The organism is Flavimaribacter sediminis, from assembly GCF_019492055.1.
Classification (GTDB): domain Bacteria; phylum Pseudomonadota; class Alphaproteobacteria; order Rhizobiales; family Rhizobiaceae; genus Flavimaribacter; species Flavimaribacter sediminis.
On record NZ_JAICBX010000001.1, the window covers coordinates 61,760 to 74,160 of the forward strand.

Genomic DNA, 12,401 nt, shown 5'->3' on the forward strand with positions numbered 1-12,401 from the left:
TGTCTGTTTTCAGGATCCGCCGTTTGTCGACACGACCTGGCGAGTCCCGGCTGTCGCCGGTTTCAGGCACCCGTTCAGGATCAGCGTCACGATATTTTCGTAGGCTTCTTCGTAGTCCCTCGCCGAAAGCCGGCTCTTGCACAGCGTTACGGCCGCAACCGTGGCGAAATCCGCGTAGAACTGGGTCGACGCCCAGATCGTCATGAACAGGTGGTTGGGGTCGACCGGCGCCAGCTTGCCGGCCCTGATCCAGCCCTCGATCACCGCAGCCTTTTCCTTCGTGATCTTCTGCATGTGCTTCTTCTGCTTGCGCGAAAGAAACTTGCCGCCGCGCAGCATCTCGTTGGCAAAGAAGCGCGAATCAACGAGGTTCTTGCGGGAATAGTCCATTTTGGCGCGGATATAGTCGCGCAGCGCATCCTCCGGTTCGCGTTTCGGGTCGATATGATCGAGGGCCCTGTCCCAACCGGCGAGCAGCCTCTCTATCAGCGTCGCGTAGATCGCTTCCTTGGTCTCGAAATAATAGTAGACATTGGCCTTCGGCAGACCGCTCGCCTGCGAAATCTCGGCGATGCGTGTGCCGTCGAAACCCTTGCGGGAAAACAGGTCCACGGCGGCTTTGAGGATCTTCGCCTCGTTGCGCGCGCGTATGCGAGCCTCTGAATTTTTCTTGGGCGCTACCATGGTCGTCCTGTTGTCTCCGGCATTGATCTCTCCCGGTCTGCTTTCTCCGCCTCGGTCGTTTCGCAGTCAAGGGCAATAAACCGTTCTTTTCGGCGAGGGAAGGGGCTGCAGGAAAAATCTGACGTTTTGGTCAGGTTTTGCAATTTCATTACTTGACGTTTTGGTCAGGTCTTGCAAAGCTTGATCCCGTTCCAGGGGGATTTCATGCCGCAACGACTGGTCGAAGCTTTGCAGGAAACGCTGAAGGACTGGCAAGATGATCTGCCAGAGGCCTGGCGCGCGGTCTTCGGCGACGTCGCGCTTGGTTTCGACGATTGCGATCCTTCTCTGATGCTTGAGCCCTGGGAGCCGATCTTTCCCGCCCGCCGCGGCCAGACCTTTCCTGGCGCGCCTGAGGGCGCGCATATGCTGCGCGCATTTGACGATATTGCACCGGAAGACGTGACCTGCCTGATTTTGGGGCAGGACCCCTATCCCGCGCCGGACTTTGCAACCGGTCGTGCTTTTGAGGCCGGCAATGTCGCGGTGTGGCGCGAGCTGGACAAGATGTTCTCGAAAAGCGTTCGCGCTTATATGCAGCTGATCTGCGCGGCGCGCGCTGACAAACCGGAATACGCCCGTTCGTTTGAAGCCTGGCCCGGACTGCTGGACGAAATCGAGTCCGGCAAGGTCGATCTTGAATCCGCCGATCGTCTGGCCGACCGGTGGGTCAGGCAGGGCGTGCTGTTGCTGAATTCCTCGCTCACGCTGTCCCGCTTCCAGGTCGCAGTCGATCCGCATCAGGCGCGCGGGCATTTGCCCGTTTGGCGTCCGCTGATGTTGCGGGTGCTCGAGATTCTCGTCGAACGCGGCGCCCCTCTGGTGATCATCGCGTTTGGCGATGCGGCGACGGACTGTCTGGCTCTCGCCCGCCTGACCAGTCCGTCGCCGCCCATTCATGTGATCTCCCGCCCGCATCCGGCGTTCGCCGACGAATTGCTGCCGATGGAAAACCCCTTTGTCGCCTGCAACCGCCTGCTCGAGGCGAAGGGCGTCCAGCCGATTGACTGGTGACGATATGAGCAAGACCTTCGACTATATCATCATCGGCGCAGGCTCTGCCGGCTGTGTGCTTGCAAACCGGCTGTCCGCCGACCCCGGCGCCAGGGTGCTGCTTCTGGAAGCCGGCGGCCGGGATCGCAATCCGCTGTTTCGCCTGCCGATGCTGATGGGCAAGCTGTTTCAATCCGGCGTCTACAACTGGCATTATCACACGGAGCCGGAACCGTATCTCAACGGTCGATCTCTCTACTGGCCGCGCGGCAAGGTGCTGGGCGGTTCGTCCACCATCAACGGCATGATCTACGTTCGCGGCAATCGCCACGACTACGACCGCTGGTCCCAGATGGGCTTGCCCGGATGGTCCTACGATGACGTGCTGCCGGCCTTCCGCCGCTCCGAAGGACACATTCAGCGCAATGGGGAGTACCACGGCTCCGGCGGGGAATTGACCGTATGCCGGGCGCGGGGCTCCAATCCGCTGCACGAAATCTTCATCAATGCGGGCGTCGAGGCCGGACACCCGGCCAATGACGACTTCAACGGGGAAGGCCAGGAGGGTTTCGGCCGGTTCGACTTCACGATCAAGGACGGCAAGCGCTGGTCGACCTCGCGCGCCTTCCTGCAGCCTGTCCTCGACCGGAAGAACCTGACTGTCGAGACCGGCGCGCTGACAAAGCGGATTGTCGTGGAGAACGGCCGGGCCGTCGGCGTCGAATATCTGCAGGACGGAGAGACCAAAACGGCGCATGCGGATCGCGAAATCGTCGTTTCCGCCGGCACGGTCAACTCGCCGCAGGTTCTGCTTCTTTCCGGCATCGGTCCGGCCGATGAAGTCGCAGCGCACGGCATTGAGCCGGTGCACGATCTTCCCGGCGTTGGCAAGAACCTGCAGGATCACGTCGATTGCGTCATGTCCTGGGAATGCACCAAGCCTGTCACCCTCTATTCGGACCTGCGCGCCGACAAACTGGCATGGTCGATGGTGGAAGGGATGATGTTTGGTCGCGGCATCGTCACGACCTTTTCCTATGAAGGCGGCGCCTTCCTGAAATCGGATGACCGGCTGGAAGCGCCGGATATCCAGCTTCACTTCATGCCGGCGCTGGAAAAGACCGCCAATCTGCATTTCCCGAATCCCTTCAAGCGCAAGAACCCAACGGAAAGCGATCACGGCTTCACCATGCGGGTCGGTCCGGTCAATCCGGAAAGCCGCGGCGAGATCACGCTGCGCTCGGCCGATCCTTCCGATGCGCCGCGCATCCAGGCCAACTATCTCCAGTCCGATCACGATCTTCAGACGATGATCGCCGGCATCCGGATGACGCGGGAGGTGATCGCGCAGAAATCCTTCGATCCCTATCGCGGCAAGGAACTTGCGCCGGGCCCGGAAGCGGCGAGCGACGCCGACCTCGAGGCCTGGCTTCGGGAGACGGCCATGACGACCTTCCATCCGGTCGGCACCTGCAAGATGGGAACGGATGCGAACGCCGTCGTCGATGCGCGGCTCAAGGTGCGCGGCCTTGAAGGTCTCCGGATCGCCGATGCGTCCATCATGCCGATCATATCGAGCGGCAACACCAATGCGCCCGCCATCATGATCGGCGAGAAGGCGGCGGAATTCATGACAATGGAGGATCAGCGCTCATGATTGTCGAACATCGCACTTACACGTTTCGTCCCGGCTCGGTCGACGGATGGCTCAAGAAATACGAGTCGCAAGGTCTTGCGATCCAGAAGCGGCATCTCAACCGGTTTCTGGGTCTCTATGTCAGCGAGATCGGCCGGCTGCACACAACCGTTCTCATGTGGGGATACGACAGTCTGGCGGATCGCGAGGCGCGACGCCAGGCCATGTATCAGGACCCTGACTGGCAAACCTTCATTTCGGAAGTCTGGGCCCTGGACGCGATCCGGAGCCAGGACGTGATGATCATGAATCCTGCGCCCTTTTCTCCCGGCGCTTGATACGCGAAACGGCCGCTTCGACGCGCCGCGGCCGTCATAACAAGAACTGCGAAACTCAGAGAAGGAACTGAACGATGACTGGAAAGATCTTAACAGGAAACACCATGCTTCGCGTCCCGGTTCGGCGGCGCGGTCTGCTCAAGACGGCGGCCGGCGCGGCTGCGCTCGGCATGACTGGCAATCTGTTCTCCTCGCTGGCACACGCGGCCGATGGCCTCGTGGCGCTCGTCCACACGCAGGCCGCAGGCGACAGCGGCCCCGTCGACTCGATGATCTCCAAGCTGAAGCAGCTTGCTTCGGAAAAGGGTTTTCCCTACCGGGCGATCTACGCCCAGGATCCGGCGACCTACGAGACCATCTTCCGCACGCTGGGCGACGCAGGCGCCGCCGTGGTCGTCTCGACCTTCAACGAAGTCGCCGAGCCCATCAAGGCCGTCGCGCCGGATTACCCCGACACCAAGTGGATCCAGTTGTTCGCCGATCCGTTCGAGCCGCCGATGCCGAACGTCGTCACGGTGTCCTATGACTATTACCTCGGCTGCTACCTGTCCGGCATTTTCGCTTCCGGCGTCAGCGCGAGCGGCAAGCTTGGCTTTATCGGCGGCATCTCCATTCCACCGATCAACGCCGATTTCAACGCATTCACGGCGGGCGCCAAATCGCTGCGTCCGGACGTGACGTCGACCGCCGCCTTCGCCGGCTCATTCCAGGATCCGGCCAAGGGGCAGGAAATCGCCACGCAGATGTTCAGCGACGGGATCGACTACATCCAGACCGACGCCGCAGCGACCGATTTCGGCATCATCACCGCGGCGAACGAAGAGGACGGCCGCATGGTCAGCGCTCTCGACCCGGCGCAGTTCCCGCTCGGTCCGAAATCGTTGATCGCGATCGTCGGCCTCGATTTCGGCATGTCGCTCTACAATGAAGTCAGCAACGCGCTCGGAGACGATTGGGACGGCGGAAGCCATGTCTCGACGGGTCTCGGCACGGGCGTCATCGACTTTGTCCGCTCGCCGCTCTTCGAAGAAGACGGTTCGGACGCGCTCAACGCCAAGGCGAAGGAAATCTGGCCGGAAGTCGAGAAGGCCAAGGCCGCAATTCTCGACGGATCGCTCAAAGTGCCGTTCAATACCGAACTCTGAGGAGATTGGTTGCGATCCGCGGACAAGGGCAAATGAGCGAAACGACGGCTGCCGTTCTCGACTGCCATGACGTCACCGTTCGTTTTGGCGACGTCGTGGCCCTGTCGAATGTTTCGGTCTCATTCGCCAGCGGAGCGATCCACGCGGTTGTCGGCCAGAACGGCGCCGGCAAGACCACGTTCGCCCGCGTCATCGCGGGTCTTATCGATCCAGACGAGGGCAGCGTCCGGATATCCGGGCGCGACATGCCGAAAGGCAGTGTCAACGACGCCAGGCGGGCGGGCGTGGAACTCGTACATCAGAGTTTCGCGCTGCCGCCGTCCTTTACCGTCGCCGAAGCCATGCAGTTCGGCGGCTCGGGCGGAAAACTCTATACCCGCAGCCAGCTCGAGCGACGCTGGCAGGCCCATCTGGACGCCCTCAACATCAATGTGAAAGCCGGGCAGCGGATCCGAGACCTGCCTGTGGAAAGCCAGCAGAGCGTGGAGATTGCGCGCGCGCTCGTCACCGACGCCAAACTGCTGATCCTGGACGAGCCTACGGCCGTGCTCTCGCCCGAGGGAGCCGAAAAACTCTTTCAACGCATAAGGCATCTCAAGAGCGCCGGCGTCACCATTATTCTCATCCTTCACAAGATACGCGAAGTGCTGGCGATCGCCGACACGGTTTCCGTCCTGCGGGGTGGCAAGCTGGTGGAAGGTCCCGTCGCATGTTCGGGTATCGACGCGGACAAGCTTTCCGAGCTGATCATCGGCCCCTCCGCCCGGCCCCTCGACGAGGACGACCGCGCGGCGCTGACCGGATCCGCGTCTTCGCTGCACACCCATGTCGGCGTCTCCGGAAAGGACGGCGCTGCGCCGCCGATCCTCGACATGAAGTCGGTCTCTTCCGCGCCGGATGGCGACGGACCGCCGCTCACCGACGTCAGCCTCGCCATCCGACCGGGCGAGATCGTCGGCGTCGCCGGCGTGGAAGGCAATGGCCAGCGCACGCTGGTGCGCGCGCTTTCCGCTCTTGCCGATGTCGAGAGCGGAACAATAGCGCTCGACGGACGACAGGTTACGACCTTGCCGTTGCAGGGGCGCCGGATTGCCGGATTGCGGGTCATTCCCTTCGAACGCAATGTCGAGGGGCTGAGCCTGACCAGTTCGCTGTGGGAAAACTGGTCCGCCCGAAAATTGCTGCAGGGTTCGCTCCTGTCCTGGATCAGGCCGTCCGCGCTGCGATCGGAATGCAAATCCGCCCTCGACGCCTGGGACGTGCGCTATGCGACTGTCGCCCAGCGCGCCGGAAGCCTGTCCGGCGGCAACGCCCAGAAGGTCATCCTGTCGCGGGAGATGGACGAGGACGCGCGGCTCATCATCGCCGCGCAACCGACGCGCGGACTGGATATCGGCGCGACCGCCTTCGTCTGGAACGCCCTCGACCAGGCGCGGCGACGCAATTGCGGCATCCTGCTGATCTCGTCCGACCTCGATGAAATCATGGACATCTGCGACCGGGTGGTCGTGATGCTCTCCGGACGGATCGCCGGCACGTTCGAGCCTCCCTACGATATTGCGCGCATCGGCGCCGCCATGACGGGGGTGACGCATGACCGATAGCCTCGTCTCCATCGCCCGCGCGCTGGTTTTCATCGTCGTCGCGCTTGTGCTCTGCGCCGTGATCTTCTCTATCGCCGGCTTCTCCGCGGAGCTCATGTTCAGCGCCATCATAGACGGGGCGTTCCTGCGCAATGGCGCGCTGAACCACGCGCTGCGCTGGGGTTTGCCGCTGTTCATCACGGCCGTCGGCGTCGCCATTTCGTTCCGCGCGGGTTACTTCAATATCGGCGCGCAGGGCCAGTTTTACGTGGGCGCGATCTGCGCCGCTTTCGTCGCCGAATGGACGAGCGGCGCGCCGGCCTTCGTCGTCCTTCCCCTGTGCTTCCTGGCGGGCATGATCGGCGGCGCCCTGTGGGCGCTTTGGCCCGGCCTTTTGAGGTTGCGTTCGGGCGCGGACGAGGTGATTACCACGCTAATGGGCAACTTCCTGGCCGGTCTGCTGCTCATCTATGTCACGTCCGGGCCGCTAAAGGACCAGTCCGGATCGGGCCAGCAGGCGTCGAGCCGACCGCTCGAAGCCGCCTATCGCATCAGCAATTCGCTGGGCGTGTCGCCGCTCATAATCTCGATTGCCATCGTCGTCGGCCTCTCGATGTGGCTTCTGGTGAACCGCACGTCGTTCGGCATGATGTCGGGTCTGGCCGGTCGCAACCCGACGATGGTCACCTGGCAGGGCGCGAAGCTGTGGAAGGTCGGGCTCGCCAGCTTCCTGATCAGCGGCGCGCTTGCCGGCCTCGCGGGAACCATCGAACTGATGGGGCCGAACGGGCGGCTAGCCTCCGGCTTTCTTCCGGCCCACGGCTTCACCGCCATCCTGATCGCGCTGGTCGCCAATCTCTCGATCCTGGGAAGCGCTGTCGCGGCACTGTTCTTCGGCGGTCTCGCCTCCGCCGCGCTTTACCTTCCGGTCATCGCCGGACTGCCGTCGTCGGCGATCGACATCATTAATGCGGCGATCGCACTCTTCATAACCGCGCGTTCGCAGTTGATCGACCGCATCATGCGCTTCAGGAGCAGAGCCAATGGATGACATCATCATCGCCATCCTGCGATCCGGCACGCCGCTCGTCTACGTGACGCTCGCCGGCGTGATCGCGCAGCGCGCCGGCATCTGGCACCTTGGCCTGGAAGGGCTGATGATCGCTGGCGCATGCGCCACGATCCTTGGCATCGTGTTCACGCAATCGATTGTGTTGGCGTTGCTCATCGCCGTGGGCGTATGCATGGTCGCCTCGGTTTTGTTCTGGTTCGTGGTGGAAAAGCTCAAGGCAAACCAGATCATCGCCGGCCTCGGCCTGACAGGCCTTGGCCTCGGCGGCACGACGCTGGCGATCGAATCGATTTTCGGCAGTCAGGCGGCGGTCAGCGCGCCGTTCGGGCTGCCGCGCATCGGACCGTTTTTCGGTTCTTTCGGCAATCTCTCGATCCTCGTTCTGCTGATGCCCTTCTTCGTTTTTGCGTTCTGGGTCCTGCTTCGCCGCACGCGTTTCGGTTTGCGGTTGGCGGCGGCGGGCGAGCACCCTTACGCGGCGAGAAGCGTGGGCATCGAGCCGTCGCGGATCCGTCTTGCAGCGCTCGTCATCGGCGGCGCCCTGTGCGCGCTGGGCGGCGCGGAGCTTGCCGCCGGCAGTTTGCAGTTCTTCTCGCAAAACATGACCGCGGGCCGTGGCTTCATGGCCTTCGCCGCCGTTATCTTCGGCGCGGGGCATCCCGTAGGCGCCGCGCTCGCCGCCATGTTCTTCGCGATTGTCGGCGCGCTGGGCATCAGGGCGCAACTTGTCTTTGGAGACCGGGTGCCGCACGACCTGCTTTTGGGTCTTCCTTATATCGCAACCGTGATAGGCATCTGGATGAGCGCCCGCCTGCGCGGCGGCGCAAAGGCCATCTCCGGCTTCGGCGAATTGCGCGACAATTGAGAAAGGCGGCGGTGTGAAACGCAAACTCATCATTCTTACCGATCCGGGACAGGACCAGGCGGCCGCAATCCTGATGATTCTCGGCGCGCCGGAAATTTTTGACGTGCTCGGCATGGTGGCGACCGCCGGAAATATCGATCTCGGCTACACGACGACGAACTGTCTCAAGCTACTGGAGCTTGCCGGCCGCACCGATATTCCCGTCTATGCCGGGTGTCCGCGCCCGATGATGCGCGACCTCGTCACCGCCGAACATGTGCACGGACCGACAGGACTCGACGGTCCTCAGCTGCCGGAGCCCGTGACGGAGATCGCCTCCGGTCACGGCGTCGAGTTCATAATCCACACATTGCGGGAACAGCCGGCCGGCGAGGTGACGATCTGCGGCCTCTCGCCACTGACCAATCTGGCCATGGCGCTGGTTCAGGCGCCCGATATTGCGCCGCGCATACGCGACATCGTCGCGATGGCCGGCGCCTATTTCGAGGTCGGCAACATCACCCCGTCGGCGGAATTCAACGTCTATGTCGATCCGGAAGCAGCCGATATCGTGCTGAACGCCGGCATTCCGATGACAATGCTGCCGCTGGACGTGACCCACCAGATGCTGTCGACTCCCGATCGGCTTTCGGCGATGCGCGCGCTGGGGAATCGGTGCGGCGTTGCGACGGCGGAAATGCTGGAGTTCTCCGAAAGCTTCGATCTGAACAAGTATGGCTGGGAGGGCGCGCCGCTACACGGTCCGTGCGTGCCAGCCTTCATGCTGCAGCCGGAGATGTTCGAGGGCCGTCAGATCAACGTGACTGTCGAGACCGGCAGCCAACTGACACGCGGGATGACTGTCGCCGACTGGTGGCAAATCACCGATCGCGAGAGAAACGTCTTTTATGTTCGCAACGGCGACGCCGAGGCCTACTACGCGCTCCTCCTGAAGTGCCTCGGCAATTTGCCCTGACGCTCATATCAACCTGAAAACCTCGAAATCGCCGGTTCTGCCTTTCAGCGTGTGGGCACCGGCGGCGACCGTTTCGAATTCCGGCCCAAGCGCTGCGGCGGTCGATCCGCTGATCAGGATCGCGACTTCGGTGTCCGGCGGATAGACAACCTTGCCCAGTTGCTCCAGGCGCTGGCCGATATTCACCGTGTCTCCGATGATGGTGTAATTTATCCGTCCCGGCGCGCCGATATTGCCGACGGTCGCGTTACCGGTATGGATGCCGATGCGAATGCGGACCGGCGTTTCGTTCCGGCGCCTGCGCTCCTCGTTCTCTTTCTTCACCGCCTTCTTCATTGCGAGCGCGGCGCGGCAGGCCCGCCGGGCGGAATCCGGTTGCGGATCGGGCGCGCCCCAGAACGCCATGACCGAATCGCCCATGTATTTGTCGATCGTGCCTTCCTCGGCGTCGATGCATGCTCCGAGGATTTCGAAATGCCGATTGACCAATGTAGCCACTTCGGGCGCCGTCATGTCCTGCGAAGCGGTCGAGAACCCGGCGATGTCGGTGAAGAGCACCGTTATTTCCTGTTCCGTGGTTGCGGTTGCTCCGGCTTCGCCGCGCTTGATCAATCGTTCCACGATCTTGCGCGGAACGTAAAGCTCGAACCAGCGCAGCGCATGCAGCATGGCGTTGAAGGCTTTCGACTGGTTGTCGATCTCCCTGAAAATGCTGCCTGGCAGATCGCTGATCTGATTGATCTCCAGATCGCGGATGCGGCCCGCGGCGTCCGAGAAGTTGACGATTGGTCTCGCAATGCGACGGCCCAGCAAAACGGCGGCGATCAAAGCAACCAGCAGCGCGCCGACGCCGACATAGCCGGAGATGATCAACCGGCGAATTTCGTCTCCCATATCGGACGTATTGATATAGGCGCCCACGAGCAGGGGTTCGTCGCCGTAACCTTCGAGAGTTTGATAGACGTAGACATATTGTTCGCCGCCGATATCAAGCGCATGGCCCTGATTGCCTTCAGCGAGCGCCAGGTCAAGTTCATAGCGGTCGACTTCGCTCCAGATGGAGCCAAGGATATTGTCGCTGAAATTTTCCACTGAGGGCAACGGGTTGTCTACCGTTCGGCCGGGATAGGGGCCGAGCAGATCGGGATGCGCGAGCACGTGGTCGCGCCCGTAAAGGATGAAGCGCTGCGTGGGATCACCCTTGTCCGTAGACTGAACGAAGGACGAGAGTTCGGGAATGGACACGGCGGCCGCCACCACGCCGACGAGTTTCCCGTTTCGGTGCACCGGGTAGGCCATGTTGATGAAAGTGCTGTCCGGTCCCTCTCGATAGGTTGGCGGAGACCATTGCGGTTTGTGGGTAAACTTGTCCCAACCTTCTCGTATTTGCTGGTCGTCCGAGACATCCCCGGTCCGGATTCTGACGCTGGCGTCTGGCAGTCGCTGCGCCTGGATCGACTGGAAATCGGCGTCCATATAGGAGATCGCCTTGATTTGCGGCGTCGCGGCCAGGGCCCCGGTCAGCAACGTTCCGAAGGTGTTGACATCATGCGGATCGACATCGCCGCGCACGATCTGGTTGGCGATGAATTCGGCCTGATATTCGGCTGGCCGCAAATGGTCGCGAACGCGATTAACGGCATAGGCGATGTTCTGGTTCGCATTGGCGCTTAGCAGGTCGATCGTGTTTCTTTGCGCCAGCCACACGCCGACGAAAAGCACGCTGCCGACGGAAATCAGAACGAGCACGCTGATCGCAGTCGCCAGAGTCACGGTGATCGACAACCGGCCGTCCCATTGATCTTTCTGTCGCGCCGCCTTCCCGGGTTTTACGCCGGGATCGGGATTTGTCGACGCATTGCCCTCCCGGTCAGACATCCTCCAGTCGACCTTTCCGTTTGCCTCTCGGCCTCAGCCCCATGGCAACATATGCCTGCGCGATATGAAAGGTTCAATCCCCCTTCTTGACCGCTCCAGTGTCGATCATTTGTCGAAACATTTCCGTTATCGAAGATTTGATCGACCGGTATTGCATACCGAGCGCCTGTTTTGACTTGCTGTTGTCCGCACGCCATGGATAACCCATATTCAGCGTCACCATCTTGCGGGTGATGGCCTTGTTGGTTATCGGACCAAGGAGCCAGACCAGCCATTTCGGCAGTTCCCGGGTCGGGAATGGCCAGCTTTCGCCGAATTCCTCGCGCAGCATTTTGGCGAGATCCAGCAGGCTGTGATGTTCCGCATAGACAATATGACGGCCTTCAGCCTCGGGCAGAAACGCGCCTTTCAGATGGGCCTCGGCGACATCGCGCACGTCCACAAGTCCGAACTCATAGGGAGGAACCCCAGCCTTCATCGTTCCGTCTCCCAACTGCCGCATCAGGTTGAAGGACTCGGAAGTCTGGGAGTCCGCTGTTCCGGGTCCGACAATGAGCGCCGGATTGATCGTGACGAGCCGCCAGCGGTCCTGCGCCTCGGCGATTTTCCAGGCGGCCTTTTCTGCTTCCACTTTCGAGTAGGAGTAGCTTTGGTGATCCAGGGAAGAGGACCGGTTCCACACCGCCTCCGTCAAAACGCCTCCCGGGGCGTTGGAGACATCGGCGTTGTCTCCATATATCGCGGCGCAGGAACTGGTCAGCACGACCCGTTCGACCGATTCCGTGCGATTGGCTGTCTCGAGGACGTTGCGCGTGCCCTTGACCGCCGGATCGACGAGGTCGTGCTGCGGGTCTTCCACGTCCAGGGTGAAGGGTGAGGCGGTGTGGAAGACGATGCGACAATTTTCCATCGCCGGACCATAGCTGCCTTCCTCAAGCAGATCCGCCTTGAACAGGATCAGTGCGCCAGGCAGATCTGCTTCCATTGTTTTCAAATGGGCGGTCTTTGCCTCATTGTCCGGATCGCGAACGGCGGCGTGGACCGTAAAGCCTTCTTCAAGCAGACGTCTGACTATCCACCCGGCCAGATAGCCGGTGGCGCCGGTCACCAGAACCGGTCGAGAGGTGTCCTGAGTCATGAAGATCTCCGCTTAACAAGTGCCCACGACTGTAAATATAGGTTGCCTTGGAGAAATTGCACTTGTCCTTTGGGA

At 61.7% G+C, this 12,401-nt stretch carries 11 protein-coding genes; 8 read left to right on the top strand and 3 right to left on the bottom strand.

Features of this window, described 5'->3' with window-relative positions; translation table 11 throughout:
* Positions 1-9: 9 nt before the first annotated feature.
* On the bottom strand, positions 10-684 hold the full coding sequence (locus K1W69_RS00320) for a TetR/AcrR family transcriptional regulator (protein WP_220226344.1): 675 nt from the start codon (positions 682-684) through the stop codon (positions 10-12).
* A 204-nt stretch (positions 685-888) separates the two neighbouring features.
* Between K1W69_RS00320 and K1W69_RS00325 the strand changes: the two genes are divergently transcribed.
* The 8 genes from K1W69_RS00325 (at position 889) to K1W69_RS00360 (ending at position 9,310) form a co-directional block, all read left to right on the top strand.
* On the top strand, positions 889-1,737 hold the full coding sequence (locus K1W69_RS00325; RefSeq protein ID WP_258570754.1) for a uracil-DNA glycosylase family protein: 849 nt from the start codon (positions 889-891) through the stop codon (positions 1,735-1,737).
* 4 nt (positions 1,738-1,741) lie between these two features.
* Positions 1,742-3,373: a GMC family oxidoreductase gene (locus K1W69_RS00330; protein ID WP_220226345.1), complete on the top strand. Its 1,632-nt coding sequence runs from the start codon at positions 1,742-1,744 to the stop codon at positions 3,371-3,373.
* Entirely contained in the window at positions 3,370-3,690 is a 321-nt protein-coding gene (locus K1W69_RS00335) for an NIPSNAP family protein (protein ID WP_220226346.1), read from the top strand. Before K1W69_RS00330 ends, K1W69_RS00335 begins: the two co-directional genes overlap by 4 nt.
* 104 nt (positions 3,691-3,794) lie before the next feature.
* Complete coding sequence (locus K1W69_RS00340) at positions 3,795-4,835, top strand: BMP family ABC transporter substrate-binding protein (protein ID WP_258570755.1); 1,041 nt, start codon at positions 3,795-3,797, stop codon at positions 4,833-4,835.
* A gap of 32 nt (positions 4,836-4,867) precedes the next feature.
* Positions 4,868-6,439 (top strand): ABC transporter ATP-binding protein, encoded by a 1,572-nt coding sequence (locus K1W69_RS00345; RefSeq protein ID WP_220226348.1) that lies wholly within the window; start codon positions 4,868-4,870, stop codon positions 6,437-6,439.
* Positions 6,429-7,469: an ABC transporter permease gene (locus K1W69_RS00350; protein WP_220226349.1), complete on the top strand. Its 1,041-nt coding sequence runs from the start codon at positions 6,429-6,431 to the stop codon at positions 7,467-7,469. The genes K1W69_RS00345 and K1W69_RS00350 overlap by 11 nt, the downstream gene beginning before the upstream one ends.
* Positions 7,462-8,355 (top strand): ABC transporter permease, encoded by an 894-nt coding sequence (locus K1W69_RS00355; RefSeq protein ID WP_220226350.1) that lies wholly within the window; start codon positions 7,462-7,464, stop codon positions 8,353-8,355. The genes K1W69_RS00350 and K1W69_RS00355 overlap by 8 nt, the downstream gene beginning before the upstream one ends.
* Positions 8,356-8,368: 13 nt before the next feature.
* Positions 8,369-9,310: a nucleoside hydrolase gene (locus K1W69_RS00360; protein WP_220226351.1), complete on the top strand. Its 942-nt coding sequence runs from the start codon at positions 8,369-8,371 to the stop codon at positions 9,308-9,310.
* Between the two features lie 3 nt (positions 9,311-9,313).
* Here the strand turns inward: K1W69_RS00360 and K1W69_RS00365 are convergent, their stop codons facing one another.
* Both K1W69_RS00365 and K1W69_RS00370 read right to left on the bottom strand, forming a co-directional pair.
* On the bottom strand, positions 9,314-11,188 hold the full coding sequence (locus K1W69_RS00365) for an adenylate/guanylate cyclase domain-containing protein (RefSeq protein ID WP_220226352.1): 1,875 nt from the start codon (positions 11,186-11,188) through the stop codon (positions 9,314-9,316).
* Between the two features lie 73 nt (positions 11,189-11,261).
* A complete protein-coding gene (locus K1W69_RS00370; RefSeq protein ID WP_220226353.1) occupies positions 11,262-12,326 on the bottom strand; it encodes an NAD-dependent epimerase/dehydratase family protein in 1,065 nt (354 codons plus the stop codon).
* Positions 12,327-12,401 lie beyond the last annotated feature (75 nt).